This window comes from Streptomyces sp. NPDC002671, from assembly GCF_053592475.1.
Genome location: NZ_JBSFVU010000043.1, coordinates 1 through 26,756, shown reverse-complemented (window position 1 = coordinate 26,756; position 26,756 = coordinate 1). Strand labels below are relative to the sequence as shown.

At 68.8% G+C, this 26,756-nt stretch carries 29 protein-coding genes; 20 read left to right on the top strand and 9 right to left on the bottom strand.

The features are described 5' to 3' along the window. Positions 1-3: 3 nt before the first annotated feature. The 5 genes from ACWD35_RS38730 (at position 4) to wecB (ending at position 3,798) form a co-directional block, all read left to right on the top strand. On the top strand, positions 4-762 hold the full coding sequence (locus ACWD35_RS38730) for a hypothetical protein (RefSeq protein ID WP_451356064.1): 759 nt from the start codon (positions 4-6) through the stop codon (positions 760-762). A 346-nt stretch (positions 763-1,108) separates the two neighbouring features. Further along, positions 1,109-1,396, top strand: a complete 288-nt coding sequence (locus ACWD35_RS38725; RefSeq protein WP_451356063.1) for a hypothetical protein — start codon at positions 1,109-1,111, stop codon at positions 1,394-1,396. 34 nt (positions 1,397-1,430) lie between these two features. Then, positions 1,431-2,024 (top strand): hypothetical protein, encoded by a 594-nt coding sequence (locus ACWD35_RS38720; protein ID WP_451356062.1) that lies wholly within the window; start codon positions 1,431-1,433, stop codon positions 2,022-2,024. Then, complete coding sequence (locus tag ACWD35_RS38715; protein ID WP_451356061.1) at positions 2,018-2,668, top strand: NUDIX hydrolase; 651 nt, start codon at positions 2,018-2,020, stop codon at positions 2,666-2,668. The genes ACWD35_RS38720 and ACWD35_RS38715 overlap by 7 nt, the downstream gene beginning before the upstream one ends. A gap of 5 nt (positions 2,669-2,673) precedes the next feature. Further along, positions 2,674-3,798, top strand: a complete 1,125-nt coding sequence (gene wecB, locus ACWD35_RS38710; protein WP_451356060.1) for a non-hydrolyzing UDP-N-acetylglucosamine 2-epimerase — start codon at positions 2,674-2,676, stop codon at positions 3,796-3,798. A 186-nt stretch (positions 3,799-3,984) separates the two neighbouring features. On the opposite strand, the gene ACWD35_RS38705 is transcribed toward wecB, so the two are convergent. Then, positions 3,985-4,407 carry a hypothetical protein gene (locus tag ACWD35_RS38705; protein ID WP_451356059.1) on the bottom strand — a complete coding sequence of 141 codons (423 nt, stop codon included), beginning with the start codon at positions 4,405-4,407 and terminating at the stop codon, positions 3,985-3,987. Positions 4,408-4,493: 86 nt separating this feature from the next. Here ACWD35_RS38705 and ACWD35_RS38700 point away from each other — a divergent pair, with 86 nt between their 5' ends. The 6 genes from ACWD35_RS38700 to ACWD35_RS38675 all read left to right on the top strand — a co-directional run bounded on the left by ACWD35_RS38700 (position 4,494) and on the right by ACWD35_RS38675 (position 8,476). Beyond that, positions 4,494-4,667, top strand: coding sequence for a hypothetical protein (locus ACWD35_RS38700; RefSeq protein WP_451356058.1), 174 nt, complete (start codon positions 4,494-4,496; stop codon positions 4,665-4,667). Between the two features lie 128 nt (positions 4,668-4,795). Continuing rightward, positions 4,796-5,497, top strand: coding sequence for a DUF5753 domain-containing protein (locus ACWD35_RS38695; protein ID WP_451356057.1), 702 nt, complete (start codon positions 4,796-4,798; stop codon positions 5,495-5,497). A 32-nt stretch (positions 5,498-5,529) separates the two neighbouring features. Beyond that, positions 5,530-5,733 carry a DUF397 domain-containing protein gene (locus ACWD35_RS38690; RefSeq protein WP_451356056.1) on the top strand — a complete coding sequence of 68 codons (204 nt, stop codon included), beginning with the start codon at positions 5,530-5,532 and terminating at the stop codon, positions 5,731-5,733. A gap of 400 nt (positions 5,734-6,133) precedes the next feature. Then, positions 6,134-6,697 (top strand): DNA-binding protein, encoded by a 564-nt coding sequence (locus ACWD35_RS38685; protein WP_451356055.1) that lies wholly within the window; start codon positions 6,134-6,136, stop codon positions 6,695-6,697. A 318-nt stretch (positions 6,698-7,015) separates the two neighbouring features. Further along, positions 7,016-7,867, top strand: a complete 852-nt coding sequence (locus ACWD35_RS38680) for a hypothetical protein (protein WP_451356054.1) — start codon at positions 7,016-7,018, stop codon at positions 7,865-7,867. A 39-nt stretch (positions 7,868-7,906) separates the two neighbouring features. Further along, positions 7,907-8,476 (top strand): hypothetical protein, encoded by a 570-nt coding sequence (locus tag ACWD35_RS38675; protein WP_451356053.1) that lies wholly within the window; start codon positions 7,907-7,909, stop codon positions 8,474-8,476. 72 nt (positions 8,477-8,548) lie between these two features. Here ACWD35_RS38675 and ACWD35_RS38670 read toward each other — a convergent pair whose 3' ends face one another. From ACWD35_RS38670 to ACWD35_RS38650, 5 genes are all read right to left on the bottom strand, one after another. After that, positions 8,549-9,028 carry a hypothetical protein gene (locus ACWD35_RS38670; protein ID WP_451356052.1) on the bottom strand — a complete coding sequence of 160 codons (480 nt, stop codon included), beginning with the start codon at positions 9,026-9,028 and terminating at the stop codon, positions 8,549-8,551. Positions 9,029-9,129: 101 nt separating this feature from the next. Continuing rightward, positions 9,130-12,555 carry a hypothetical protein gene (locus tag ACWD35_RS38665; protein WP_451356051.1) on the bottom strand — a complete coding sequence of 1,142 codons (3,426 nt, stop codon included), beginning with the start codon at positions 12,553-12,555 and terminating at the stop codon, positions 9,130-9,132. Then, entirely contained in the window at positions 12,552-14,846 is a 2,295-nt protein-coding gene (locus tag ACWD35_RS38660; RefSeq protein WP_451356050.1) for a hypothetical protein, read from the bottom strand. The genes ACWD35_RS38665 and ACWD35_RS38660 overlap by 4 nt, the downstream gene beginning before the upstream one ends. A 55-nt stretch (positions 14,847-14,901) precedes the next feature. Continuing rightward, the gene (locus ACWD35_RS38655) at positions 14,902-15,801 is read right to left on the bottom strand and encodes a hypothetical protein (RefSeq protein ID WP_451356049.1); all 900 of its coding nucleotides are present in this window, start codon (positions 15,799-15,801) and stop codon (positions 14,902-14,904) included. Positions 15,802-16,159: 358 nt separating this feature from the next. After that, positions 16,160-16,699 (bottom strand): hypothetical protein, encoded by a 540-nt coding sequence (locus ACWD35_RS38650; RefSeq protein ID WP_451356048.1) that lies wholly within the window; start codon positions 16,697-16,699, stop codon positions 16,160-16,162. On the opposite strand from ACWD35_RS38650, the gene ACWD35_RS38645 reads away from it, so the two are divergent. After that, complete coding sequence (locus ACWD35_RS38645; protein WP_451356047.1) at positions 16,683-17,045, top strand: hypothetical protein; 363 nt, start codon at positions 16,683-16,685, stop codon at positions 17,043-17,045. The two genes, ACWD35_RS38650 and ACWD35_RS38645, sit on opposite strands and share 17 nt — an antisense overlap. Here the strand turns inward: ACWD35_RS38645 and ACWD35_RS38640 are convergent. The 3 genes from ACWD35_RS38640 to ACWD35_RS38630 form a co-directional block, all read right to left on the bottom strand. After that, a complete protein-coding gene (locus ACWD35_RS38640) occupies positions 17,042-17,455 on the bottom strand; it encodes a hypothetical protein (protein WP_451356046.1) in 414 nt (137 codons plus the stop codon). The genes ACWD35_RS38645 and ACWD35_RS38640 overlap by 4 nt on opposite strands. Positions 17,456-17,836: 381 nt before the next feature. Continuing rightward, positions 17,837-18,058 (bottom strand): DUF397 domain-containing protein, encoded by a 222-nt coding sequence (locus ACWD35_RS38635; RefSeq protein ID WP_451356045.1) that lies wholly within the window; start codon positions 18,056-18,058, stop codon positions 17,837-17,839. After that, positions 18,055-18,921 carry a helix-turn-helix domain-containing protein gene (locus ACWD35_RS38630; protein WP_451356044.1) on the bottom strand — a complete coding sequence of 289 codons (867 nt, stop codon included), beginning with the start codon at positions 18,919-18,921 and terminating at the stop codon, positions 18,055-18,057. The genes ACWD35_RS38635 and ACWD35_RS38630 overlap by 4 nt, the downstream gene beginning before the upstream one ends. A 280-nt stretch (positions 18,922-19,201) precedes the next feature. On the opposite strand from ACWD35_RS38630, the gene ACWD35_RS38625 reads away from it, so the two are divergent. The 8 genes from ACWD35_RS38625 to ACWD35_RS38590 all read left to right on the top strand — a co-directional run bounded on the left by ACWD35_RS38625 (position 19,202) and on the right by ACWD35_RS38590 (position 26,393). After that, a complete protein-coding gene (locus tag ACWD35_RS38625; protein ID WP_451356043.1) occupies positions 19,202-19,591 on the top strand; it encodes an ATP-binding protein in 390 nt (129 codons plus the stop codon). Continuing rightward, positions 19,584-19,940: a hypothetical protein gene (locus ACWD35_RS38620; protein WP_451356042.1), complete on the top strand. Its 357-nt coding sequence runs from the start codon at positions 19,584-19,586 to the stop codon at positions 19,938-19,940. Before ACWD35_RS38625 ends, ACWD35_RS38620 begins: the two co-directional genes overlap by 8 nt. Positions 19,941-20,205: 265 nt before the next feature. Further along, positions 20,206-21,630 carry a protoporphyrinogen/coproporphyrinogen oxidase gene (locus ACWD35_RS38615; protein WP_451356041.1) on the top strand — a complete coding sequence of 475 codons (1,425 nt, stop codon included), beginning with the start codon at positions 20,206-20,208 and terminating at the stop codon, positions 21,628-21,630. Then, positions 21,627-22,715, top strand: coding sequence for a hypothetical protein (locus ACWD35_RS38610; RefSeq protein ID WP_451356040.1), 1,089 nt, complete (start codon positions 21,627-21,629; stop codon positions 22,713-22,715). The genes ACWD35_RS38615 and ACWD35_RS38610 overlap by 4 nt, the downstream gene beginning before the upstream one ends. Continuing rightward, positions 22,712-23,260 (top strand): hypothetical protein, encoded by a 549-nt coding sequence (locus ACWD35_RS38605; RefSeq protein ID WP_451356039.1) that lies wholly within the window; start codon positions 22,712-22,714, stop codon positions 23,258-23,260. The genes ACWD35_RS38610 and ACWD35_RS38605 overlap by 4 nt, the downstream gene beginning before the upstream one ends. A gap of 4 nt (positions 23,261-23,264) precedes the next feature. Further along, complete coding sequence (locus ACWD35_RS38600) at positions 23,265-24,281, top strand: glycosyltransferase family 4 protein (protein ID WP_451356038.1); 1,017 nt, start codon at positions 23,265-23,267, stop codon at positions 24,279-24,281. Next, positions 24,278-25,870, top strand: a complete 1,593-nt coding sequence (locus ACWD35_RS38595) for a hypothetical protein (RefSeq protein WP_451356037.1) — start codon at positions 24,278-24,280, stop codon at positions 25,868-25,870. The genes ACWD35_RS38600 and ACWD35_RS38595 overlap by 4 nt, the downstream gene beginning before the upstream one ends. 43 nt (positions 25,871-25,913) lie before the next feature. Continuing rightward, entirely contained in the window at positions 25,914-26,393 is a 480-nt protein-coding gene (locus ACWD35_RS38590; protein ID WP_451356036.1) for an NUDIX domain-containing protein, read from the top strand. The last annotated feature ends 363 nt before the right edge of the window (positions 26,394-26,756 follow it).

Below are 26,756 nucleotides of genomic sequence, written 5' to 3'. Positions count from 1 at the left end.
GCTGTGCGTGCACAGGCGAGGGAGTATCGCGAGGAGCCGCCGATCGAGGGGCCTCCTGCAGACAAGGAGGGGCACCTCTGGTCGTTCACGGTCGACCGCATCCCCGTTGACCGCTATGACTCGCGCGCAGCGTCCTGGAACTACATCGTCTCAGAGCACTCGGATCTCGACACGAGCGACTACAAGTACACGACAGGCGTGGAGTTCCTGGCCTGCTCCCGGTGCGGAGTGTCCGAGCAGATGCAGGTCACCGGCCGGTGGGGTGATCCCCTGTCCTACACATGCCCATGGGGCCACACCACCGTGCTGGACGGATGGTCCGGCAGTCCGGAGAGAGATTCAGGCCGCAACCTGCTGTACCGGCTGATCCTCACCGAGGCGGACCCGGCCTCCCAGGCCCGCGCACTGCAGCGCCGCCTGTCCACATGGCGCGCGGAGGCACGGCGACGCAGCGAGGACCCGGGGCTGCCGGGGATGGCACGGCGTGACGCCGAGATCGCTGAGAACACCGACGTGACGGCGGCCGACCTCAGCCACGCCCTGTACACCGGCATCGACATTCGGCTCCCCTTCCGACACGAAGGCTCCGAACTTGAACTCCTCCTGGTACACATCGCGCTCGCTCTGACCACACCCGCGATCCGCTCAACGGGCGAAAGTCACTCCCTTGAGACGGAGGTTCGCTCCGTACTCGAAGAGATCAGGGCCGAGTACCAACGCCTCGCGCCCACCAGGTTTCAGCAGGGAGAGTCGCTGCCGTAGCTGGCGAGCCGGATCGTCTCCACTCACCGGATCGGGCCTGGGACGGCGTTCCGGCCGGTGTGATCGGAGCCGGGAGCTGCCCGGCCTCACCGACGGCGAGCGCCGCCAGGTCCTCAAGGACCGGCTGCGGGAGCAAGGGGCCATTGATGCGGAGGATTTCGTGTGGCGGCGCCGAGCAGGCCGCAGCCGAGCAGGCCCGCCGCGATGCCGCCCGTGCAACTGCCCAGGAGGTCGGCACCGTCGTACGCCCTGATAGCCGCGAGCCGCTCGGGCTCGACGTGGCGATCGGCATGATGACCGAGCGCGGCATGGTCGCCCCAGCCGCCGGCGGCAGCGTCCTCGCCCAGTGGGAGGTCATCCTCGCCGAGGCCGCGCCCGAGCTCGCCGGGCACGTCCAGGCCGTGAAGTCACCGCGAACATCGGCCGCCTGGACGTCGCTCCCGACGCGCCCGCGCACGGCACACAGCTGCGCTGGAGCACGCCGGAGCTGGTCGCGGCGGCCAACGCGAAGGTGCCCGACGCGAACGTACGCACCATGCACGTCCTGGCGCCCGCCCCCGTGAAAGTCGGCTCCGCCACGGTGCCCGCCGACCCGGCCCAGCAGACGGTCGCGTCCCGCCGATGCCGTGAGTGACCCGTTCGTCCGGAGCCGCCTTCATCATCTGCTGTTGGCTGCAGGACACGGCCGCAAGCCCGATCGCACCCGGGGCGCGGCCGCCGGGTACCTGGACGCGGCGCCGCTGCTCACCCTCGTCCGGGTCCTGGCCGGGTGCGAACTGTTCCTCGTTGCGTTCGGCGACGACGTCCTCCTTGAGGACACCCCGGGAGGCGAACTGGCGGCCATGCACTGCGTTGCGCACGAGGACGGCGCGGACGCAGTCATCGCCGCACAGCCCGTCACCCGCGAGGAGATCGCGTCCTTCGGCGTCGTTGAGCCGACCACACCGGGAGGAGAACGGGTCGCAATCATCCGGCAACGGCCCGATGCGGCCACGGTGGACGAGCCACTCGCGGTCGTCTCCCGCCTCGTCCTGCGCCCGCCGATCCTGACCGGCCTTGCGGCCCGGCCCGAGGCGCGCGGGGAAGTCGACCTCGGACTGGCCGTGGGTGATCTGGCCCGGGCGGGCGATGTCCGCGTGCACCGGCTCGCGGCACAGTGGATGACCGTGGGCGAACCGCACCGTTACTCACAAGCAATGCAGTTGTGGCTCGCACGCTCCGGCGGCCCCGCCACCATCGAAGGGAATCCGCGCGCATGCTGATCGACATCTACACCGACCGCAACGAACACAACGGCACCGCCGACAAGCGGACCGCCCACCAGCAGGGCCTGTGGCACCGCACCTTCTCCTGCCTCGCGTACAACCCCGCCGCGGGCACCGTGCTGCTGCAGAAGAAGAACCCCAGCTCCCTGGACTTCGACCGACCCGACTACGCCGACTTCACCGTCGGCGGCCACTACGAGGCCGACGAGTCCATCCCCGACGGCATCCGGGAACTGCACGAGGAACTCGGCCTCCACCTCCCCTACAGCAGTCTCCACCCGCTGGGCATCCGCCAGACCGCCGTCACCCTCAGCCCCGACCGGATCGAGCACGAGTTCCAGTACTGGCACCTGGCCCCCCTCGACATCGACCTCAAGGACATCCCGCTGGACGACGCCGAGGTCGACGGCCTGGTCGAACTCGACCTCACCGATGCCATCGCCCTCGCCGCGGACAACACCGCACACGCTCCCGCCCGCTTCCTCACCCGTACCGACGGCAGCCCGCACCACATCACCGACGGACAGCTCGCCCGCACCGACCTGATCCCCGGCTACCTCTCCGTCGACCAGCTCTACCTGCGCCTGTTCATCGCCGCCCGCCGTCACCAGGCCGGCGAACGACACCACCTGTTCTGGTAACCGAGATGAACCCCACCCAGTCCATCGCGCTCGTCCACGGCACCCGGCCCGAGCAGATCAAACTGTCCGTCCTCATCACCCTCCTGGGCGACCGGGCCCGCGTCATCCACACAGGCCAGCACTACGACCAGCCCCTCACCCACAGCACGACACGCCCCCACCTCCAGCTGAGCCAAGGCGGCCACCCCCGAGGCGTCCAGATCGGCGCCACAACCGCCGACCTCACCCGGCACTTCGAGCACAACCCGCCGCGCACGGTCATCGTCCAAGGCGACACCAACGCAGCCCTCGCCGGCGCCCTCGCCGCCAACGCAACCGGCATCCCACTCATCCACATCGAAGCTGGCCTGCGCAGCGGCGACCGGGCCATGCCCGAAGAACACAACCGGATCCTCATCGACCACCTCGCCGACTACTGCTGCGCCGCCACCCCCGACAACGTCACCAACCTGTGGGCCGAGGGCATCCCAGCGGACCGGATCCTGCTCACCGGCAACACCATCGTCGAAGCCGTCCGCCTCGCACCCCGGGACCACCGCGCCGCCGCAGCCGCAGCCGGGCCCCTGGCCGACCGACCGTTCATCCTGGCCACGGTGCACCGCCCGGAGAACACCGACACCGCAGACCGGCTCACCGCGCTCCTCACCGCGCTCGCCCATCTCCACCTGCCGGTTCTACTGCCCCTGCATCCCCGAACCCGGGCCCGCATCGACGAGTTCGGCCTGCAACGCCTCCTCACTCCGCTCACCGTCACCTCGCCGACCACCTATCCCGCGTTCCTCGCACTTGCCGAACGCGCCGCCTTCCTCATCTCGGACTCCGGCGGCATCCAGGAGGAAGCTGCCGTGCTCGGCATCCGCCTGATCGTCCTGCGCCGCTCCACCGAACGCCCCGAAGCCCTCTCCGACCACTGCGTCCTCGCCCACGACCTCGCCCGCCTTCCCCGCCTCGCCACGACACTCACCCACGGCTCCCAGCCCGGCACCAGCATCTTCGGAGACGGACGTGCCTCCGCCCGCATCGCCGACCTCGCCCACTTCATCACCGGCCCCGGACCGCGTCGCGGCAGCTGCCGCTCAGTCGGCCTTGCGGCACCTTCCTGCCTCGTCAGTAGGGCGGGCAGCGGTTGAGTGCGACATCGAACATCCCTGACCTCACCAGATTCAGGCTGCCGTCAACCCAGCCCATCAAGATCCATGTTCAGACTCGACAAAGAGGTCAGCATGCCGTCCGAGCTATTCGGCGAGTTCCGATACCCGACTGCACCATTACGGGCCGACAGCGGCACCGAGACTGACCGGAAGCTCAACCGAGCGCTACGTCACCTCCGGCCCGAACGGGTGGACGCAGGCGGCATGCTCCATGCCCTGGCGGACACCGCTCGCGGAGGGCCAATGGGCCGACGTGCGTTCCTCATCGCCACTGGCGCCACCCTTACCGGCGCCGCCGACCACTTCTTCGCCTCCCTCGTGCACCCAGCCCCCACCACGACCACGGGTCGGCTGACCGTCACCCCAGCCATGGTCGACCACCTTGAACAGCGCCTCGATCACCTGCGGCACCTCGACGACACCCTCGGCAGCGGCAGCCTGCGCACCCTCACCACCGAAGAACTCAAACTCACCACCAGCCTGCTGGACGACGCCCGCTACACCAGCCCGGTCGGCACCCGGCTCCACTCCGCCGGCGCCGAGGGCGCGCGGCTGTGCTGCTGGCTGTCCTTCGACTCCGGCCACCACGCCGCCGCTCAGCGCTACTTCCTCACCGCCCTGCGCGCCGCAGCCGCCGCCAACACCACGCCACCGGCGCCAACACCCTGGCGTTCATGGCCATCCAGACCTACTCCACCGGCGACCCCGCCGACGCAATCGACCTCGTCGAAGTCGCGCAGAACGCTGTCGGCCTGGGCGGTACCCCGCGCGTGCGGGCGATGCTCCACGCCGCATCGCACGCGCCTACGCCAAGACCGGCCGGCGCAAGGAGTGCGCACGCGCCCTGAACGACGCCTTCGACGCCCACGCCCAGGGCCCGCACGACGACGATCCGGCCTGGTCCTACTGGCTCTCAACGGGCGAGCTGGAAAATCTGAAGCCGAAGATCAGTCGCATTGAGACTGGCCGCCACCGGGTGAGCCGCCTGGAGCTCGAAACGCTGATGGACCTCTTCGGTGTCACGGACCAGAAAGTCCGTGCCTGGATGGTCGCCCTATCGGCAGAGGGTCAACGAAGAAGCTGGTGGCGCAGTCACGGCGACAGGCTCGAGCAAGACCTCAAGGAGCTGCTCACACTGGAAGAGGACGCGGAACGCATCGTCGCCTTCCAGCCTCAGGTGCTACCGGGCCTCGTTCAGACCAAGTCCTACGCAACCTCGGTCATACGCTCGACCGACCCGACGCTGGAAGATGATCAGGTCGACTTCTTCGCCGACTTCCGCCTCCGGCGCCAGGAGATCTTCGCCAAAGAGGAGCCGCCCGAGTACCTGTGCCTCGTCACAGAGGGTGTGCTTCACCAGCAGGTCGGCGGCTCCGAGGTGATGAAGCAGCAACTGGAACACCTCCTGCAGATCGGCCAACAGCCCAACATCGCGATCGGGGTGATCCCGTTCAGCCAGCCCGGCTATACGGGAACGAGTGGCGCCTTCACGCTCTACAGCTACCCCGATCCCCTTGACCTCGACGTGGTGCAAGTCGAGTACCTGGACGGAGCCCTCTACCTGGAGGAGGACAAGACGGTACGAAAGTATCGAGAATCGCTGGATCTACTGCGATCTTCGACTCTGCCGGCGGCAGAGTCCCGCGACCTGATCTCGAAGATCCGTCGAGATCTCTGAACACCAAACGAAAGTGAAAAGGTGCGGCCGTGATGCGGCATGACCTGCCTGAAGAAGACTGGAAGAAGTCGTCCTACAGCGGAGCACAGTCCGGAGACTGCCTGGAAGTGCAGATCACATACGACGGACTCGTAGCCGCACGAGACAGCAAGACCCCGAGCCTGGGCGCCTTCGTGTTCTCACCAGAGGGCTGGAGCGCCTTCGTCGAGGATGTGAAGCGGGGGCACTTCGGCTGACCGCTCCTGCATGAACGCCGGACACTGATCAAGGGCCCAGTGCGGCAGCGTCCCTCCTCAACCCAGATGAGGAGGGACGCTGCCGTGCATCTACCTTCCTCCCGTGCCGATCTCGTGGCAACTGTTTGACTCGTGTACAAACGTCGCCGACCGGCCTGGGCTGTCAGCAGAACCGAGGCTACGCCGAGAACGCGGGCGGGTGAAGCGGCTTGGGGAGACGACGGGCGAGCTGCCTGGCCGCTTCGAGTACCGTTCGGTCGCTGAGGTAGGGGCCTCTCCCTCGGGACCCGTCACGGGTCTATACGACGACGGCCGAGAGCTATGTGACAATCCACCCGAAGGTCGCGCCGAGCATGCCTATGATCGATGCATGCCGTCGCCCCTTCCCACATCCCTTGCTGTGTCCGACGCCATCACCCACTACCGCCAGCTGCGTGAGCTGGCCATCGACGAGCTGGCCTACGTGCTCCTGATGCTCGATCACCCGATCTCGGCCGAAGCCCTCGCGGAGATGGAGCGATGTGCTCGCCCCGTGACCGTCGACGATCTCGTCGCCATCGCCTATGTGCTTGACACGACCCCCGCAGTGCTGCTGTCGCACATCCCCATCGACATGCCTGAACCCGAGGGGCCTCTCGCCACCGGGCTCCCGAGCGACGTTGACCAGGCCGAGCTCCGCGCCTGGATCGAGGGGAAGACCACGCTCGACCGCGAGTCGCGGGTGAACTGGTGGGAAGAGCGGGTCGCCCGCCTCAGAGTCCGGTCAGCGCACCACGAGGAGCAACTACAGGGCGCGTACGCGGAACTGTGCGAGCTCGGCGACCTGGCAGTCCAAGAAGCAGACGCCCCGCCCGTGCAGCGTCTTCAGTGGCGCATCCAGGACGGCGAGCACGCGCTCAACCAGTCCGAAGTCGCACTGGCGTTGACTGAGCATCGACTCGACAACCTCCGAGAAGACGCCTGACAGACTGAGTCCTGGCCAGTCAAAGTTACCTATTCATAGGCGACTTTGACTGGCTTTCTGTCGTTAGGCGGTACATCCGGTACATCAATCTGCGATAGTGATAGTGGGCTTGTGAATGCCTTCGCAAGTGCTGATGTACGAGAAGAAGGCTCGGAAGTCGGTCAGGTGGTCCTCAAGGGGGCCACCTTCGGCTCCCTGGTGTGGTCGGGATCGGGGTCTCGGGGATGCAGTGTGGAACTGTGGAGCCGAGACGCTGGTCCCTGTGAAGATGGCACCGCCTGGACACGCAGGACTGAACGAGAGAAAGCGGGGGCGATTATGACTGAGGATCAGCCTCAGTTACCCGAGCAGCCGACACAGGGCCATGCAACAGCGTCACAGGCCGTGCCGCCGCGACCGCAGGTTCCGCCCGTTGTCACGGCCGAGCAGTGGGCCGCCGGGTTCCGGCAGACGCATCTCCGCGAGCCGACGATGTCCGAGTATCAGGCCGCCGCTCAGGCTGGACTGATCGCTCCCGAGCGCCGGCCTCGTGATCCGTCGACGCAGCAGATGGCCGACGGAGCCAAGCAGGTCGTCAACGGTGCCCAGGACTTCTTCAACACCAAGGTCGCGCCGGCTGTCGAGAACTCTGGAGCCAAGGAGTTCCTCAGCAAGCGCGTTGCCCCCGCCGCGCAGAGCGCCGCGCGCTCGTTGCAGCAGAACACCTCGCGTCCGGGACTGGCCAAGCTGAGGGGACTGGCCACCTTCATCCTTCCCGCCGCGGCGATCCTGGCGATCATCTCGCTGTTCATGCCGGTCGCTTCAGCCATGGGCTTCTCGGTCAACTACTTCAGCGACGAGGCCGGGGGCGAGGACGGCTTCCTGCTCTTCATCATGTTCGTGGCCATCGCTGCCTCTGTCGTGGCAGTCATCCGCAAGGCGATATGGTCCCGCATCACCGCCGGAGTCATGGGCATCGTCGCCGGCCTGATCGGCATGATCGACGGCTTCGGGACCATGGGCTCCGTCAGCGGCACCCGCTACGCCTCCGTCGGGGCGGGCGTGGTGCTCCTGACGCTGCTGTCGGTCGTGATGCTGGCTGCTGCAGTCCTCATCCTGCTGTCGCCGCGTCAAACACCTGCGCTTCCGCCGATCCCGCAGATGCCACCGACCCAGCCTCCGCAGAGCTGACCCCGACCGACCATCCAGAACGAACGAAGGAAGAACGCCATGAAGACCACCAGGACCGCGCATGCGACGCGGACCAGGATCGCCGTGTTCGCCGTGGCCCTGGCCGGGGGCGCGCTCATGCTCACCGCCTGTGGCGGGAGCAGCGATGCTGCTTCCTCGCAGAGCCCCAGCAGCAGCCAGGCCTCCAGCTTCGACGGTGCCTACATCTCCATCACCGACGGGGCGCGCGGCGGCATCGCCGCCATCGACGGCCACAAGATCACGTACATCAACGTCACCGCTGGCGACCAGCAGTGTCAGCTGACCACGAAGGCCCTCGACGACATCAAGCACGGCTCGATCGTCAAGGACGGCAAGACCGACAAGGGCCAGTACCAGGTTCTCTCGACCGGCACGATCAACGACAGTCGGACCAGTGTGCTCTGGGACGACGTCAACGGCTCCGACCAGACAGGCACTGACCCGGGATCCGGCTCGATCTCGATGTCGGACAGCATGATCACGCTCGGGTACACCTTCGCCTATTCGATCGACCAGGTCCAGCTCATCCCCGCCGACAGCGACCAGGCGAAGGCCTTGATGGCCAAGGACTGCGGCCAGCACAGCTGAACGTCGAACCACCCAGGCAGCACAGAACCCCGTGGACATCACGTCCACGGGGTTCTGTCTCTTCTCTGACACCTACTTCTGGAGCTGCTGCGCCCGGTACTCCTCGATCGTCTCAGGTGGCCGGCCGTACTCCGGCGCGTGCTGCTCGACGAAATCCAGCTCAGCCCACGCGGCCGGCTGCCGGATCCTCGACCGGGCGACCACGACGAACACTGTGGCACTGATGGCGATGTTGAGCAGACACCACCCGGCCAGCAGCGCTGTCAGCACCACAGGCAGACTGTCATCGATCGCCATGGTGACCAGAACGACCAAGCCTGCGCTGTTGACCAAGAGGCTGGCCACGTGCCCCTCGAACGTGCTGGACAGGCGCGCCAGAGTCCGCGGCTCGTCGCGATGCCGCACAGCGCGCATCATCTCGACGACGAACACCACGGTGGTCACGGCCGCCGCAGTGCTCAATGCCAGTTCGCGGATCCCGGTGATCCACCATCGCGCCGAGCGCCACCAGCCGCGCGGGAACTCGCCGCGAAGCCTCGATCCGAGCCTCATGCTCTTCCTTCTCCTCCTGCCGAGTAAAAGACGACGCACCCGGTGAGGACGATCGCAATGGTCGTCCTCACCGGGTGCGTCAGCCCTCCACGCTCGCCCGATCAGTCCTGCGGCTTCTCGCGCCGACCCCGGCGAAGACCACCGGCCGGCCGTTGCTGCGGCTCCGGAGTCTCCACGCTCTGAGGGGCCGGATCGGCAACCCGGCGCGGACGGGGACGCGGAACCGGAGCCTGCCGCGGCGAAGGAGCCGGTGCAGGAGCCGACGTCCGCGGAGCCTGAGCCCGCGGGGCGGGCGTCTGGCGCGGTGTCGGCGTCGACGCCTGGATCGAACCCGGCTGACGCGCTGCCTGCGTCCGAGCCGGAGTCCGCGCACCAGGCGCAGCCGGAGTCTGACCCGAAACCGGAGCGGCCACGGGACGAGGAGCCGACGTTCCGGCTCCCAACTGCCTCGGAGCCGGGGTGTCCTGAGCGGAGCGCGTCGGACGCGTGCCCGGCGCGGCCGGCTGCCCGGAAGCAGGAACGGGAACGAGACCAGGAGTAGCGCCGCCGCTGAAGCGCTGCGGTGCAGCCTGCTGATTCCCGCCCGAGGAGCTCTGCTGGCCCGGGGCACCCGTGCCGAACTGCGTCGGGCCCGTCTGGCCGGCGACAGCCTCTCCGCTGGCCGGGACAGAACCAGCGCCGACGGCGCTGCTCTGCCCCTGAGCGCCGCCACGAGAGCTCGGCGGCTCCGTGTACGAGGCCAGGACCTCGCCGGGGATGACCTTGTTGCCGTCCGAGGTGTACCCGAGGTTGGACAGGCCGCCCTGGTTGCTCAGGTTCTGTGCCGTCTGCTTGTCCGAGTGCGAGCTGCCCGCTCCGCCAGTGGTCAGCTGCAGCGGACCGCCCTTGTCGTCGGGACCGTCGCCCTGGTCAGACGCGCCCAGGGCACCAGCCGGACCGCTGCCGCCCGGCAGAGCCTTGGCGTCGTCACCGCCGCCGCCACCGGAGCCACCACCACCAGGACCACCGTCCAGCGCCGGGCTGTTCGGATCGCCCGGGCCACCCTCGCCGCCGCCCTCCAGGGCCAGCGCCTGCTCGCCAGCAGTCAGAGCCGTGGCGTCGCCGTTCGTGCCGCCGGCGTTCGTCGACTCGGTCTTGCCCGCGGGCGTGCCCGTGCTCGGAGACGCCGGGCCGCTGGTCTTGCTGTTGAACCCGTTGGCGAGCTTGTTGCCCAGGGCCATACCCGCGCCTGCCCCTGCACCTGCGGCCAGAGCAGGCATCAGTCCACCCTTGTCCGGCTTCGGCACGGTGTTGGTCTCCAGGAACTTGTCCACGAGCTTGGTGACCACCTCGTCCATCGCCTGCAGCACCGTCTTGCGGACCCGCAGCAGGGCGAAGGTGACGCCCATGATCAGCAGCGAGGAGACCAGCGTCAGGATCGCCACGATGATCCCGCCGAGCGCGGCGCTGCCCCACAGTCCGCCCGGGCTCATGAAGCTCGACAGGGGCCCGGCCATGATGTCCGGGACCGAGATCAGGAACTCGGAGACGAACTGGTAGATGAACAGCGTGACGAGGACCTCGAGGATCAGCGCCATGGAGTAGACGATCACCTTGGCGATCGCGGCCATCGCGCCCAGCGTCGCGAACGGCACGGCTGCCACGAGGCTGAAGGTCCTCTTGATCGCGCCGGACAGCATGCCGATGGCGTACCAGAAGCCGAGCAGGACGATGGAACCCAGGACCGTGGCTGCGTTGGACCAGTACATAAACTTCGCCGGCCCCGTGCCCACCTGGCTGACGGCCATGTGGTTCTCGCGGGTGAAGCCGGACGTGGCGTTGTTCGAGCTGTACATGTTCAGCGAGCTGGGGCTGAACCCGGTGTTGAGGTAGTTGTACGCCGCCAGGGGCGACAGGTTGCACGAGGAGGGCGTCTTGCCCACCGTGAAGCCGCAGTTGCTCTTCGTCCCGGTCGTCGTGAAGACCGTCGAGTCCTTGCCGGGACGAGAGGAGGTCAGGCCCGTGCCGTCGGTCGAGATCACCGGGTGATCGACCGGCTTCGGCCCCTTCTCCTCACCGAACTCCTCCACGTCGCCGTAGCTGTTCTTGTCGACAAACCAGCTCTTCTTGACATCCGCGCTCTCGTCCAGCTGCGTGATCGAGCTCTTGATCCCCGACTCGAAGTCGGAAGCTGCGATCTCGTTGCTGCCGATGTACTTGCCGATGATCCCGAAGGTCGAGAACACCGCCTTGAAGTCATCCGACGCACTGGTGCCGACGGAGACCGTGCCGTCCTTCCAGGCCGACTCGGCGTCGTTGGCCTTCGTGCCGATGCTGATGCCGTTGAACGTCGCTCCGTGGGACTGCTTGTTGATCGCCAGCGCGCTCGTGCGCACCGACATCATCGCGTCAGAGCTCGCCTGGTCGCCGTTCCAGGAGACAGTGGCCTGGTCCGGGATCCCGAGGCGGTCGTTCATCATCCACGCCTCGAAGTCGACGTAGGTGCTCAGCACGACGCGCGTCGGACCGGCATGCTGGCCGAGAACCGAGTTGTCGAACTTGTCGAGCACGCTGGTGTACATCGAACCGATGAGCGGCAGGCCGACGCCGATGAAGACGACGCGCACGATGAGTTTCTTGATCGCCGAGCCGCGGTCCATCTTCTTGAACATGACCAGGCCGATGAGCAGGAAGCCGATGAAGATCGGCACGAGCGCCTGCCACGAGATGTCGACGAGCAGGCCGTACCAGCCGCTGATCCAGTGCTGGAGGCCCGAGAGCGCGCCGCCTCCGGTGTCACCTCTCGTCATCCCGTCGGCGAAGGTCGGATTGACCGCCCTGACCGCCTGGTAGAACCACAGGAAGGGGTTGATGAGTTTCAGGAACTGGAGGATGACGTAGAACAGCGTGCCGACCGCCAGCGCCAGGGCGTAGAGGACCCAGATGACGGAGCCTCCGATCACGCTCACGATCTGTCCGCCGATGCCCGAGGACATCGTGTCCAGGCCGAGGTCAGCGTTCGCCGCCCCGAAGTGTGCGTAGTCGAGCATGCCCGAGTACTTCGCCTTGCCCTTGTCGTCTTTCGCTGCCAGGGTCTCGTACGTGACGGTCTGCGAGGACCCCGAGACCTCGGCGAAGAACCAGCCCACGATGTTGCCCAGGCTGAAATCCGGGTCGGCGTAGCCGAGCATGGAACCGCCCGAAGCAGGACTGCTCGTGACCGGCTTCCAGTTCTTGTGCATGCCCTTGTCGTTCGACGGCGAGTTCTTCTCGCTGAAGTACGAGCTCGCGTTCGAAGCCAGCTGGTAGAGGCTGTAGTTGTCGCGCTCCTTCTTGTCGTCCGCGGACGCCGGCGAAGAGGTCGCTATCATGAGGACCGGCACGAACAGCGCGGCCAGGAGCACGAGGGCGAGCCCGCGCGCGAGCCTGCCCTGGCGGGCTCCGCCGCCGTGGCAGGCCCAGGCGCGCGTCCGCGCCACCGCCGTGATCGTCCCGTTCATCGTCTCTCCTCTACTCCTCGCCTTCGTATCAGTGCTGACCTCGTTCATGCCTTGACCAGCTTCTTCGGTTTTGGCTTCCTCGCCGGCCGCCTTGCGCCGTCCTCGGGCTGCTGCAGGCTCTTCTTGCCGTCGCGGCGCTTGCCCCCGTCGCTCTGGCCCGCGTCAGCCTCGCCGTCGCGGCCCTCGCTGTGCTTCCGGATACTGGTGAGGTTCGCGCCCGGTGCCAGCTTGTCGTGCATGATCGCGTCCATCCGCGCTGCCTCTTCGGCCCTGGCCGCCTCCAGGCGGACCTGCCTGCGCTGGGCCTCGCGGTAGGGGTTGATCCCCAGTGCCAGGTCCAGGTGGAAGACCACGTTGGAGACGCCCCGGCGCAGGTACGTGAGGTTCTCGCCCTTGATCGTGATGAGTTGGGCGAGATCCGGCGGAATCCGCTGGTGCAGCTGCTTCTGGTATTCCGCCACCGTGCCGTCGCGCATCGGGCCGAAGAGCGTGTAGTCCGCGGCGTCGAACTTGTTGAAGTCGCTGTCGGCCAGCATCTTGTCGACGTCGTTGTAGCTGTAGACCACCCGGCCGCCGCGCTCGTACATATGGTCGAACTGGTCCTTGATGTACTTCTTCACCCGGTCGTCGATGTGCTCGGTGCCGTGGATGATCAACGTGTCGCCGAGCCCCAGCTTGCCGACGGCGAAGCCGACGATGTTCACCAGCTGCGCCATCGCCACGCCCTTGCCGCGGCGCATGAGCCGCGAGAAGTCGTAGACCACGCGCCGCGAATCCCGGACCCCGTCCACGGCTGAGGCCGTGTGGTTGTTGAACAGGTCGCCGTTGGTGCTCAGCATCGCGTTGGCGATGCCCCTGAGCACGTTGTAGGCGCGCAGCTGGTCCGGGTCGGTCTTGCTGGAGTTCAGCAGTGCCTTGTGCGCGGTTGCCAAGTAGGAGACGAACATCTGAAGACGCGGCACCTGGGTGTGCGGGATGTTCACCACGCGCAGGCGGTGACGCTGCTCCTTGGCGTTGTGCCGCCACATGCCCTGCTCGATGTAGAAGTCGGTCGCGGTGTCTTCGAGGGCGCTGCGGATGATCGAGCCGATCGCTCCGTCGCTGGTCTCGTAGAGCTGCTCGAACATCAGCTTGAGCTTCTCCATCTGGGCGGAGAAGACCGTCAGCTCGTCCTCCTCCTCGCCGAACATCTCGAACATGTTCACGTCGCCCCGGTTCAGGTCCACGCGCGAGGTGAGCCGCTCGAACTTCGGGCCGAGCTTGTCGAGGTTCGCTCCGTCGAGGATGAGGTGGACGACCTGGCCGTTGTTCAGCAGCGCCGCCTGAGAGATCTTCGAGCACCACATGTTGGCCACCCGCTGGCGGTCGAGGTACTCGCTGAGCGTGGCGTCGGCGACGATCGCGTGGTGGTCGTAGGCGTTGACGTCCATGAGCACGGCGCTGTTGTTGACGTCGCCGACCATGTAGCCGACATACTCGCCGCCCTTGTCGTTCAGGCCGTTGGTCACCAGCGAGTACGAGCCGGCCAGCTCGGTCGAGGTGAAGTGGCAGCCCTTGCCCTTCTTCTTCTCGTTGTTCTTCCACAGGCCCGAGAGCTCCTGGCGCTGCTCGCCGGCGTAGGGTGCAGCCTTCAGCGTGCCGAATCGGTCGATGTACAGACGCGTGACCCGGTCGATCGTGTCGTCCAGGGTCGCCAGATCGGGGGCCTTGAGGAAGAGCCGGTTGTGCACCGAGAGGTAGCTCGCACCGTCCTGGATCTCACCGATCGTGATCCCGAGGTCACCGGAGATCTTCGCGGCCTTGCGCTTGGAAGAGGTCGTGCCCGTCTCCTCCTGCTCGTTCGCATCCAGCCGGTCCAGCTTCTCCGACTGCTTGATGTACGAGTCGATCCACTTGTCATCCATCCGCTTGACCTGCTCAAGCACGACGGCGGTGACCCGCTCGTCCAGGCCGTCCGGGATCCGGTCGATACCCCAGAAGGCGGCGAAGTTGTCGTGCGCGGCGTCGTCGTGGAAGTACGCCAGGATGCAGGCGACCGAGCCGTCGACCTCGAAGTAGTCGGAGCGGAAGAGGTACTTCTCCTTCGGCTTCAGCGTGAGCAGGTGAGGGTAGGCGTCGAACGTACCCTGGAGGTGCTTCACCTCCCGGCGGCGCTGCCACCAGTTCTTCTTCGGCTCGGCGGCCTCATCGGCTGCGCCGTCCGCCGGCGCGGCGTCCTGCAAGCCCTCGGCCTGAGCAGCACCGTCCGCGCGCGGATCATCGACCACAGGCTCCGCGGTCTCATTCGTCTCGTCAGGCTTCTTTCCCGGAATGCCGAGCTGTGCCCGGACTTTCGTCATCAGCGCCATGGTGTCCTTCGTTCGTTCCTCGTCGTGGTGGCCGGCCTGGCGCTGGTCAGTTCAGCGACGCCTTGAGATCGAGCAGTTCGTCGTCGATGCCCTGGTAGAAGACCCGGAGCATCGGCAGGGCCTCCTCGCGGTCGAGCATCGTGGCTTCCTTGATCATCAGAGTCGAGCCGCCGACCTCGGCCTGGAGGACCTGGTGCCCTTTGCGCAGTGCGTCGGCGTTCTTGCCCATGAGCAGCAGGTACTGGTGGATCGAGGTGAACTTCCCGCCTACGTGCTGCGTGAGAATGTCGTACTGCTCGTTCTGTAGCTCGATCAGATCGGGATCGCGGACCTGCAGGGCCTGATTGCGCCGTTCCAGGTTCGCCACCTGGTGGTAGACCCGCTGCGGCTCCTTCGTCGTGATGAAGCTGTGCTCGCAGGCCGTCTCAACCTTGCGCCAGAAGGAGTCGACCCGGTCGAGGATCCCGACCCGGTCCTCGTCGAAGAGCAGGTAGCTGGCCGAGCCGACGACCAGGTAGACCCGGCCTTCGCCGCCGTCGGAGAAGCGGATCAGCCCGTCCTCGTCGATCCCGTCGATGCCGACGATCGAGTAGAAGTCCGTGGGGTTCGAGCTGCGGCGCGTAAAGACGTGACGGGCCTTCGGCGGCAGATACGCCAGGAAGGCCGGCACGCGCATGATGCGCAGCTCCTTCGTCTTCATCAGCCCGCCGAAGTAGGCGATCGCAGCCAGTCCCCAAAGAACGAAGAACGTGATGGCCACCGGTCCCGAGCTCGCGACGAACGTCGACGTGCTGAACCACAGCAGGGCGAGGATGCCGCCGCCGAAGAAGAGCAGCTGCTTGATCGGGGAGGGCTTGGCCGCCCAACCTCCCTTGCTCAGCGTGATCTCGTGGTCGAGGAAGCTCCTGTTCAGCGAACTCGGCACCTTATAGGACAGCTTCGCCATGAATCTCTCATCTCCCCCTGCAATCCAAATGGTCATTGCTCGTTCTATCGAAAAGCCCTCATACATGAGGTGCGTAGATGGCATCCTATCTTAGATAGGTCACTCGAATCGACGATGAAAGGGGCTTGAATGGCGACGTCCGATGGCTCGGACTGGCGAGTTCGGGTTATCGGGTGTCGTCTGAGCGGCTGACAAAGCAGCCATGCCACGGAAGCAGAGGCGCTCAGCCCATTGCTACGGCCTCGAAGCGCGGGATGCCGCCGACGTCGTCGTCCAGGTCGAGCACCGCCAGCGCATCGGGTGAGTCGTCCCGGTCGAAGATCTCCTGACGGACCGGCATCCCATCGAGCACTGCCTGCTACGAGTGACGGAAGTGGCAGTGACCGGCGACGCACAGCGTCTCCTTGGCCGGATCGAGCGCCGAAAGCACCCGCGCGGTGTGCACCTGCTGCACCGCGCGCGCATACGCCAGATCGTCGGGGTGCCAGCCGCGGCCGTCGCCGAGCCGCTGGATCAACCCCGGGACCGCCAGCGCCTCGTGGGCGAGCACCACATCAGGGCTTGCCCCAGCGTCCAGAGGACCCGCTGCCTGCTCGTCCGTGGGCAGCTCAGCCTCCCACCATGTCAGGCTCGGCATTCGCACGCACCGGTCGATACTCGCGGCCCCTGACAGCCAGCCGACGGGGTGCTGGCCGGCGCGCACGAGACCGGAGCGGGGGAGGAGCGCCAGATGCGATCCCATCCAGAGGACCCCGGAGCCGTTGCGCGACAACGTGTCGATTACGTCGTAGTTCTCGTGGTCGCCTAACACGACGTGCAGGCGCTCGCCCAGCAGGGCGAGCTGCTGGTTCAAAGCCTCCAGAGCCCGGATCTCGCTGCGCGTGCCGCGCCAGCTCATCCCGAAGCTGTGCTTCCCTGATGATTGCCTCACGGTGGTCGCGCTCGCCGCGGAGGTCGGTGTTCACCGCATGGCTCTGCAAAAGCGTCACGCCGACCTCAAGGAAGAGTTCTACGCGCGGGTGCGTGCGAAAACGCACCAGACGCCGGAAGTCGAAAGGCGGCTTCGCAAAGAGGCTGTCCGCCTGAAGGAAGCTCTCAAGGACTCCCGGGCTGCCGAGGCCGCTTCCCGGCATCGAGCCGAACAGATGGCCCTCGCGGCAGCCGTCCTCATCCTCCGGCAACCCGACAGCCAGGACCAACCTGCCCCCGGCAACGTCATCCCGCTCCGCCCGTCCGGCGACTAAAGAGCAGGGGCCGAGCCCGGGCGGTCGGCCAGGGGCGACGGGCAGGTTCGGCACGCTTCGCAGACGGTGGTGATCCACGTGTGGTGCTGGTCGCCTCGGAAGCGAGGGCGTCCGGGGGACCCACACAGCTCGCAGGTGTGCTCGGAGGCGGTCTCGGCGGCGTCGGTGAGGGCGGTGGCCTCGTCCATGAAGCCGCCGTCGTATTCGCCGGCCTCGTCGAAGCGGTCGGCGAGGTGGATGCGTAGGCCGCCGAATCTGGTGGTGAGGCTGTCGAGTTGGTAGTCGGGGGCGAGGGCAAACAGGTCGCGGTGGAGCTGGTCGAGCAGTGCGGTCCAGCCGGGCCCGACCGAGTGAGCCCAGGCGGGGACCTGCCGGTGGCTCCAGATGGAATGGGTGCTCTGGTCCGTCATGGCCACATCTTGACGGGTGGCTCTGGCATTGGGACGGGGTCGCTGCCCAGGGATCTTTACGCGGTCTGGAGGGCTACGGCTGGCTGCGTGGGGGGTAGGGCTGACATGCTGCGGCGGTTGTCCTCCCCCAGTTCGGTCGGGGGAGGACAACCGCCGTTTTGTAGGTTCCCGTGCTCCGGGGCCAATTGGCCTCTCACGACCTGCGGGTTTCCCCGCAGCCGCCGCGCCGGGGCGCGGCATTTTCCCGGGACTCGTGGCCATTCCCTCCAGGTCGGCGACTGAGGTGTGTCTGTGACCCGCGCAGACACACCGTTGGCCGTCGAGTGGCCTAGATCGCTGGGAATTGGCCCCGCTTCCGGGGAACCTACACGTTTGCGCTGATCAGAGCTTTCCGCTGATCATGGCCTGCCGGAACATGGACCACTCTGTCGCGTCGAACCGCAGCGGTTCGAGGTGGGTGTTCTTCGAGTCCCGTATGGCGATGCCGCCTCCGGGGAGGTCGGTGATCTCGACGCAGTTGTGTTCCGGTCCGCTGGCCTTGGCCTTGCGCCAGCGGGCGGCGGAGAGGTCGTACGCGTACAACTCCGCCTTGGCGTTGTTCACTTCCGGTGCCCTTCTTCCATCTGTGCGATTCGTGCGAGTGAGTCCTCCACTGACAAGGCCGCGGCACGGATGCGGTCGACCGCGCCTGTGAAGGGTTGCGTGCCGTCGCCCTCAACGTAGGTAGCTCCGCTGAGATTTTCCAACAGCACGACATCTGGGGTGGGGCCTGGGAAGCTGACCAGGCCGAAGCCGCCGAAGATCCCGGGGTGGGCGGTGGAGTCCAGCGGCATGAGCTGGACGGTGACGTTGGGCATCTCGGCGGTGTCCAGCAGCCTGCGCAGTTGTTCGCGCATGGTGGCCGGCCTCACCTCGAACCGCGTGTGCAGCGCGGCCTCGTGGATGATGGTCCACAGTTGCAGGGGATTGCCGGGTCTGGTCAGCACGGCCTGGCGGGCTTGGCGGACTTCGGCGAGTGCCGCGATCTCCTCCGGGGTGCGGGAGCCGCTGGTGGCGGTCATCGTCTCGCGCGCGTAGGCGGCGGTCTGCAACAGGCCGGGAACGGCCAGAGGCGCCCACTCGCAGATGCGCTCGGCGTCGTCCTCCAGTGAGATGTAGTCCGCGTACGCCGGGGACACGACGCCGCTGTAGGTCTGCCACCAGCCCTTCTTCCCCGCGTCCTTGGCCAGGTTCTCCAGGGCGGTGAACACCTCCGTGTCCTTCACCCCGTACACCTTGAGCAGACCGGTGACCTCGACCGGACGGATCTGCTGCCGGGCGTTCTCGATCTTCGACAGCTTCGGGACCTTCCACCCCATCGCGACGGCGGCGTCCTCCAGCGTCATCCCGGCGTCGTTGCGGAGCTTCTTGAGCGTCTGGCCGAGGCGTCGGCGGCGGACGGTCGGCACCAAGGGGGAATGCGGCATATTCGCAGTCTGACACCGCGCCAGGCCGCAACACGACCCGCTTTCGAGGATTCCTTCACCGGATCGGGCCGAAAGGTTGCGGCCCGATCGAGAAAGGGTACATGCTCGGGAGAAAGAAGCGACGCTCGGTCAACTTGCCGTAGCTGTGCGCTACTTGATCCAGTGCCGTGCGGCTGTGTGCCGCGGGTGGGAGGCTGCCGTGTTCGTGGTGACGCAAGCGCAGGCCGCAGCGGGTGCCGGGTTCTACTTACGGGCCCGGCCGACTGGCTTCGCCGTTCATATGAACGCTTCGGCGGCCCACCTCCGCCTGGTGCGTGAGCTGGCGGACAAGACGCTGTGCGAGGCCGGTGTGGACACCGGCACCACTGCGAACGTGCAGCTCGTCGCCTCCGAGCTGATCGGGAACTCGGTGCGGGCCTGCGGGGATCACGTCCCCCTGGTCGTCGAGGTCGACGCCGTGGAGGACGGGGTGTCGGTGAAGGTCCATGACCCCGAGCCGGAACTGCTGCCCAGCCTCCGGCCGGTCGCGCTCGACGACGAGGAGGCCGAATCCGGCCGGGGGCTGGGCCTGGTGGACATTCTCGCCCCCGGCTGGCGGGTCCTGCCCACGCCGGTCGGCAAGCAGATCGTGTGCAGCCTGCCCTACGCCGAAGGAGACGGCCGTGCCTGAAGTCCCCGCCGAACAGCTCCCGTTCCGGGTCGCATACGACGCGGCAGCCCGCGAAGTGGTCGTGTGGATGACCTTCGGCAACGGGCCGAAGCAGACCACGCGGCGCAAGACGTTCCTCTCGCTGGAGGCGCTGGCCATCGCGGTGGCCGGACACCGGCACGAAGCCTTCCTGCAGAGCCGTCTGGCCAACACGCTCATCCAGGCGGCCGTGACGCATCTGGGGGCGGACCCGGCCCGGCTGGAGGCCGCGGTCCGTGCCCTGTCCGACCCGACGAGCACCGTGCCGCTGGGCAGGCTGCTGTACGGCCCATCGCCCTCTCCCGCGGGACCGCCGTCGGCTGACGGGTGAAAAAGCCGACGGCGACGGCCATCGACTTCCTGCCCGTCCGGGATGTCTGCTGTCCCGGGTGGGCAGGCCGCCTTTCCCGACCAGTGGCAGCGGGCGAACGGTGCCCCGCCTGCTGCCGCTTCCCGCGAGCCGACCCTGGCTCGCGGCAGTGGGGCCCCGCCGCTTCCCCTCGTGCACCGGGCGGCGGGCCCCACTGCCCCCGCGCTCGCACCGCCGCCCGCCCCTGGCGCGGGCTTCTGCCGTCTGCCGACCGAAGGAGGGCTTCATGCCCCGTTCTGCGCGCTCGTTACCGTCCGAGAGGATCGTCGTCCTCGGAGCCGGGCCTTGCGGTCTGGCCTGCGCGGACGAACTGAAGCGGCTGGGCCACCGCGCCTGGACGCTGCTGGAGGCTGCCCCCGTGCCCGGCGGCCTCGCCTCGTCCGTGGTCGACCCGGCCGGCTTCACCTGGGACCTGGGCGGGCACGTGGTCTTCTCCCACTTCGGGGAGTTCGACCGGCTGCTGGCCGAGCTGTTCACGGCCGACGAGCTGCTGCACCATGACCGGTCCTCCTACGTCCGCTTCCGGGACCGGTGGGTGCCTTACCCCTTCCAGCAGCACCTCCACCACCTCCCGGCCGAGGACGCCGAGGCGTGTGTGCACGACCTTCTGCTCGCCTGCCAGCGACGCGAACAGGGGCTGCCCGCCGACGCGGACTTCGCCACCTGGCTGCAAGGAATGTACGGATCGGGCCTGGTAGAGCGGTTCTTCGGCCCGTACAACTCCAAGGTGTGGGCGATGACGCCCGAGCAGATGGCCTCCTCCTGGGTCGCCGAGCGCGTCGCTCCGGTCGATGCCGGTGAGGTCCTGGCGGCCTTCTCGGGAACCGCCCGGCCCGCCAGGCGGTGGGGCCCCAACGCGACCTTCGCCTTTCCCGCCCGCGGCGGCACCGGGGAGATCTGGCGCCGGCTGGCCACTCGCCTCGACACCCGTCTGCGGACCGGCGCCCGCGTAGTCGCCGTCGACCCGGCTGCCCGCACCGTGACGCTCGGCGACGGCGAGCGCATCGGCTTCGACCACCTGGTGGCCACTGGCCCGCTGGACCGGCTCGCCGCCATCACCGTCGGCGCCCCGGGCACCGTGCGGGCGGCGGCCGGGCGGCTGCGGCACACCACGGTGGCCATGGTCGGCCTCGGCTACCGGGCCCCCACCACCGATGAGCGGTCCTGGCTGTACTTCTCGCAAGCAGAGGTGCCGTTCTACCGGGCCACGAACTTCAGCAAGTACGCGCCCGCCAACGTCCCCGGCGCCGACACGCAGGCGTTCAGCGCGTGGATGACCGAGATCTCCATGCTGCCGGGCAGCCGCCTGGACTACAGCCGGTTGATCCACGACTGTGACCAGGCTCTGCGGCGCCACGGCCTGGTGCCCGAGCAGGCACCGCTGGCCAGTACCCACCTGGAGCTGATCGAGTACGCCTACCCGGTGCCCACCCTGGACCGGGATGCGGCCCTGGCTGAGGTGGTGCCGTGGATGGAGGCCCGCGGGATCTATCCGCGGGGCCGGTTCGGGACCTGGCGGTACGAGATCGGCAACATGGACCACGCGGTGAAGATGGGCATCGACATCGCCCGTCGCCTGGTGGGCGGGACCACCGAGGAACTCCTCGCCCCGGCCCGCGGTGCCGTGACGGTGGCGGGAGGCCGGGCGTGAACGGCCGCAGCAGCAGCGCGGAGGTCTCCTTCGCCGGGCACCGCTTCCACCTGAAGACCGACGACACCTTCAGCGTCGACCAGGGCATCCACCTGCTGAACTTCGCCCCCGAGACCGCCCCAGCACGGCTGTGCGGGCAGTTCACGCACCTTCGCGTCCACCACAGCGAGGACCTCTTCCGCGACCGTACGGCCCGCCTGACCGCCGCGCCGTCGGTGACGGTGGTGCCGTTCCGCGGCGAGCCCTACCTGTTCTCCCGGATCGGGCAGGTTTGCTGGTGGCGGCCCGACCCCGCCTCGCACCTGCCCGCCGACCACCTGTACGCCAAGGACGCGACGGGGCGGCTGCACGTCGTGCTGCATTCGCGGACCGACCGCGGCGAGCGGTATGCCCTGCGGGTGATCCGCGAGGTCGTCCTGCGCTGTGCCGAGCACCGCGGCTGGGCCGCCTTCCACGCCGCGGCCGGCGCGGTCGACGGGCACGGAGTGCTGATCGCCGGGGCGTCCGGGGCGGGCAAGACCACCGTGCTCACGGCCCTGGCCGCCCACCGTCGCGCCGAGCTCATCGGCTCCGACCGTGTGCTGGTCACCGAGACGGCGGCGAGTGTGGTCGGGGTACCGATCTCGGTGAGGATCGCCGGCGGCACGCTGTCCGCGCTCGCCCCGAACAGCAGCCTGCCGCCGCACAGCGTGCTGCCGACCGGCTTTGGCGCCATGCGCAAAGCCTCCTGCACCCCGCACGACTTCGCCCACGCCTTCGCCTCCCGCGTGCGGGAAAGCGCCCCGCTGCGGCTCGTCGTCCTGCCCCGGCTCAGCGACGACGACCAGGAAGTGAGCATCGCCTTCCCCTGCCCGGCCGCCGCCCGTGCCGCGCTCGCCACGGTGTGCTGCACCCCGCATGACGAGGACTGGCTCCACCCCTGGTTCGCCGACCGCACCCGCCCCGTGGGCGAACTGGCCCGCCAGGCCGCCGACTTCATGGACGACCTGGTCGCCCGGGTGCCGATGATGACGATGACGGCCGGGGTGCGCACGCCGCACCTGCTGGAGCGGATCGCCGACGCCGTCACCCGGAGGCTTTCGTGATACCCAAGCGCATCGCACTGGTCGGCCCGGTGGCCTCCGGCAAGTCCACCCTCGCCGCCGCCATCGCCGCCCACACGCACCTGCCCCACCTCGACCTGGACGAACTGTTCTGGGGACCGAACTGGACCCCGGTCGACACGCCGGTCTTCCACACCCGCGTCCGTGACGCCCTGGCCGCTGACACCTGGATCGCCGACGGCAACTACGGCGGCGAAGCCGGTGAGATCCTGCTGGCCCGCGCCGAACTGGCCATCTGGCTCGACCTGCCGCTGCGGATCTGCCTGCCCCGGCTGATCCGCCGCTCGCTTGGGCGGGCCGCCAGCAGGCAGGAGCTGTTCGCCGGGAACCGGGAGAGCTTCCGTCACCTGCTCGCCCGCGACTCGATCCTGCGGTGGGGACCCGCCCACCACCACCGGCACCGCCGCCGCTGGGCGACGCGCCTCAACCCGGGCCGGGCCGACCTGCCCGTCGTCCGCCTCGATCACCCCGCCGCCGTCGCCGTCCGGCTGCAATCCCTCGGCCTGCTCGCCCCGAAGGAGGCATAACGCTGTGATCGCCTCAGTCGTCCGCGTACCCTGGCACACCGCCCACGGCGGCTACGACCGCCTTCTCGACCACCTTCCCGAAGTCCGCCGCATCACCCCGCCCACCGGCCCGCTCGCGACCAAGGCCGTCCGCCGAGCCCACCGCCTGCTCGCCCGCAACTGCCCGCTGCCCTTCTACCCAGCCGAGCACTTCGCCACCGACCTGCACCTGCTGGCTTCCCGCGAGCCGGCCCACGTGCTCTACGGGGACGAGCAGTACTGGTTCTCCCGCCGCCGCCTCGGCCCCACCGCCGTGACCTACCACCAGCCGCCGGCCTGCCTGGGGCAGCATCTGCCGCCCGCGACGTGGCGGACGCTGGCACGGGCGGCCGAGCACATCGTCGTCCTCGACCCTCACCAGCAGGCGTTCTTCGCCGACCTGGTGCCCGCCGAGCGCGTGCACCTGGTGCCCCACGGCATCGACACCACCGCCTTCACCCCGGCGGGACAGCCCGTCACCGACCGGCCGCTGGTGCTGACGGTCGGCTGGTGGCTGCGGGACTGGGAGGTGCTGGACGCCGTGCACGAGCGGCTGCACCACCTCTACGGCGGCACCATCGAGCTGATCGTCGTCACCCGGCAGGCCCGCAGCCGGCCCTGGCACCCGGCCGCCCGCGTGCTGGAAGGTGTCGCCGAGCAGACCCTCATCGCGCTGTACCGGCGGGCCGCCGTGATGCTGCTGCCGCTCGTCGACGCGACCGCCAACAACGCGCTGCTGGAGGCGATGGCCTGCGGCACCCCGGTGGTCGCCACCGACGTCGGCGGCATCCCGCACTACGCGGGCCGGGGCGGGGCGGCCCAGCTCACCCCGCCCGGCGACGCCGCCGCGGTGGAAGCGGTCGAGAAGGTCCTCGCCGAGACCGGCACCGCCGCGCACGCCGTGCGGCGGGCCGCCGCCCGCGAACGCGCGGAGCTGTTCGCCTGGCCCCTGGTCGCCGACCAGATGCGCGGTGTCTACCGGCTCCTGGAGGAGGAGCGATGACCGCGGCCGAGGGGTGGCTGCACATCGCCGTGCCCGTGCTGCTGACGCTGCTGCTGGCCCGCGCGGTATGGGCCTCCATCGCGGTGGAGATGTGCGCAAGGTGGCTGCTCACCTCCCCCACCCCCACCCCGCCGGAGCCGGAGCCGGAGGCGGTGCCGTGGCTGGTGGTGCTGCTGCCGATGCTGCGCGAGCAGGCGATCGCCGCGCGGACGGTGGCCGCGTTCACCGCGCTCGACTATCCGCACGCCCGGGCCGCCGTCGTGGTCATCACCACCGAACGCGAAACCTCCGCCCGCACCGGACACCGCGGCCGGCTGGCGGCCCTGACCGCCCATGCCCCGCTCACGGCCGGGCAGTTGCGGGGCCTGTTCCCGGCTGCCCGCTGCCGCGAGGTCGCCGAGACGGTCAATGCCGCCGATCCCGCCGACCGGCTGCGGGTGCTGACCGAGCTGTTCGACGCTGAGCCGACCACCGCCGACGTCGTGGCGGCTCTCGCCGCCGACCCGCCAGGCGGCCACCTGCCGCTGGTGCACCTACACCAGCCCGATGTCGGCGGCCGCAAGGCCGGACAGCTCAACTTCGCCCTCGACCGCCTGGGGCAGGTCCTCGGACCGCTCGGCTGGAGACAGGACGAGCACGCAGGCGACACGTACGCGGTGGTCTACGACGCCGACGCGGTCCCCGACCGCCGCACCCTACAGGCGTTCGCCACCACAGCCACTGCCCACCGGGCCCGTACGGGCAGGGCCCCGGCTCTGATCCAGCAGCAGCGGCTGCCGCTGCTGGCCCGCCGTCCCTTCCCCGCCGGCCCGGTGGGGCTGCTGCTGGCCGGGGAGTGGGTGTACCAGCTGCGGCGCTCGCTCGGCATCGAACTCGCCCGCGTCCGCCTGCACCGCTTCTTGGCCGCCTCCCGGCTGCCGGAGGCGGTGCGGATGTGGCTGCGGCCGATGGTGTACGCCGTGGGCTGCGGCATGGCCGTCCACCTCCCCGCCGTCCGCGTGCTCGGCGGCTTCCCCGAACCGATGGAAGACCTCAGCACCGGCCACCGGCTCTCCCTGCTTGGCGCCGACCTCACCGCCACACCGGTCACGGTCCTCGACGAGCCCTACACCGAACCGTCGGGACTGACGAACCTGCACGCGCTCGCCTTCACCGCCTCCGCCCGCCCCGACCACCACGCGGCAGCCGTCGCCCGCCTGCCCTCCGCTCTCTCCCGCCCGGCCCAGGCGGTGCTGGTGGCCCGGGAGTGGGCGGACGAGGCCGCCTGGCTGATCGGCGCCCCGCTGTGTGCGGCGGCCGTCGTCTCCGCTTGGTGGGCCGGGCCCGCATGGACCATCGTCGCGGCGGCCGGGATGCTGCTGCACGGCCCCGTGACCACCGCCCGGCTGCTGGCCCTGACCCCGGCCCTGCACGCGGCCGTCACCCCGCCGCCCTTGCCCGGCCACCTGCCCCGGACATCCCCCGCACACCCGTCCGCGCTGATCGCGGCCAGCCCGCTCCAGCCGTTCGTACGACTGGCCGGGCCCTGGCGGCTGATCTTCGCGAAGGCCGCCGGACGCCACCGCGGTTTCGGCAAGACTGAACGCTGACATCCCTTACCGCCCACCACCGACGAAGAGTTGGAGCCCACCCGTGGCCGAGCCCGTCACCCCGACCATCCGCACCTCCGCCAAGGCCGTCGTCGTCCACGACGGCCGCGTCCTGCTCCAGCGGGCCAACTGGGAGGGCCAGGACTGCTACTTCCTGCCCGGCGGCGGCCAGCACCCCGGCGAACCGCTCGACGCCACCGCCCGCCGCGAGGTCCACGAGGAGACCGGCCTGAGGGTCACCGTGGAGAGGATGCTGTGGCTGCGTGAGTACATCGGCGCCAATCACGAGCACGCCGACACCGAGGCCGGAACCCACCGCATCGAAGCGATCTTCCAGTGCACCCCCGAAGGCGACCCCGGCCAGCTCGGCGGACACGCCGAAGACGACGTGCAGACCGGCCTGGAGTGGGTGGAGCTGGACAAGGTGCCGGGCCTGAACCTGCTGCCCCACGCACTGCGACAGCCGATCGCCGCCCTCGCCGCCGGCCCCTCCTCATCCGGCTACCTCGGCGACGTCGCCTGAAGCCCGTGGCGGCGATCAACGGCCGGGTCCCGCACGGAGCCCGGGAGATCACCACAGGACAGGCCAACCGCGTCTGGCACGTCGACGGCCCCGTGCCGTACGTTCTCAAGCATTACGGCGACCCGGCCCGCGCCGCCAACGAAGCCGCCGCCCTCACCCTCCTCGCCCAGCACCAGGCACCGGCCCCCGAACTCCTGGGGGCCGACCCGGAGGCCAGACCGGCGTGGGGGGGGGCCAGGGCGGGGCCCGCCCGGCCCGGGGCCGCCCGCCCCCCCCCGGGCCCCCCGGGGGCCCCCCCCGCCCGCCGGGGCCCCCCACCCACCCCCCCCCCCCCCCCCCGGCCCGGCCGCCCGCCCCCCCCCC

Excerpts from the sequence above, each read along its gene's own strand:
- ACWD35_RS38650 (WP_451356048.1), bottom strand. The coding sequence starts at position 16,699 with ATGAGCTGGCGCGGCACGCGCAGCGAGATCCGGGCTCTGGAGGCTTTG.
- ACWD35_RS38670 (WP_451356052.1), bottom strand. The coding sequence starts at position 9,028 with ATGAGGCTCGGATCGAGGCTTCGCGGCGAGTTCCCGCGCGGCTGGTGG.
- ACWD35_RS38615 (WP_451356041.1), top strand. The coding sequence starts at position 20,206 with ATGCCCCGTTCTGCGCGCTCGTTACCGTCCGAGAGGATCGTCGTCCTC.
- ACWD35_RS38660 (WP_451356050.1), bottom strand. The coding sequence starts at position 14,846 with ATGACGAAAGTCCGGGCACAGCTCGGCATTCCGGGAAAGAAGCCTGAC.
- ACWD35_RS38595 (WP_451356037.1), top strand. The coding sequence starts at position 24,278 with ATGACCGCGGCCGAGGGGTGGCTGCACATCGCCGTGCCCGTGCTGCTG.
- ACWD35_RS38655 (WP_451356049.1), bottom strand. The coding sequence starts at position 15,801 with ATGGCGAAGCTGTCCTATAAGGTGCCGAGTTCGCTGAACAGGAGCTTC.
- ACWD35_RS38630 (WP_451356044.1), bottom strand. The coding sequence starts at position 18,921 with ATGCCGCATTCCCCCTTGGTGCCGACCGTCCGCCGCCGACGCCTCGGC.
- ACWD35_RS38715 (WP_451356061.1), top strand. The coding sequence starts at position 2,018 with ATGCTGATCGACATCTACACCGACCGCAACGAACACAACGGCACCGCC.
- ACWD35_RS38665 (WP_451356051.1), bottom strand. The coding sequence starts at position 12,555 with ATGAACGAGGTCAGCACTGATACGAAGGCGAGGAGTAGAGGAGAGACG.
- ACWD35_RS38625 (WP_451356043.1), top strand. The coding sequence starts at position 19,202 with ATGAACGCTTCGGCGGCCCACCTCCGCCTGGTGCGTGAGCTGGCGGAC.
- ACWD35_RS38700 (WP_451356058.1), top strand. The coding sequence starts at position 4,494 with ATGGCCATCCAGACCTACTCCACCGGCGACCCCGCCGACGCAATCGAC.
- ACWD35_RS38680 (WP_451356054.1), top strand. The coding sequence starts at position 7,016 with ATGACTGAGGATCAGCCTCAGTTACCCGAGCAGCCGACACAGGGCCAT.
- ACWD35_RS38640 (WP_451356046.1), bottom strand. The coding sequence starts at position 17,455 with ATGACGGACCAGAGCACCCATTCCATCTGGAGCCACCGGCAGGTCCCC.
- wecB (WP_451356060.1), top strand. The coding sequence starts at position 2,674 with ATGAACCCCACCCAGTCCATCGCGCTCGTCCACGGCACCCGGCCCGAG.
- ACWD35_RS38675 (WP_451356053.1), top strand. The coding sequence starts at position 7,907 with ATGAAGACCACCAGGACCGCGCATGCGACGCGGACCAGGATCGCCGTG.
- ACWD35_RS38690 (WP_451356056.1), top strand. The coding sequence starts at position 5,530 with ATGCGGCATGACCTGCCTGAAGAAGACTGGAAGAAGTCGTCCTACAGC.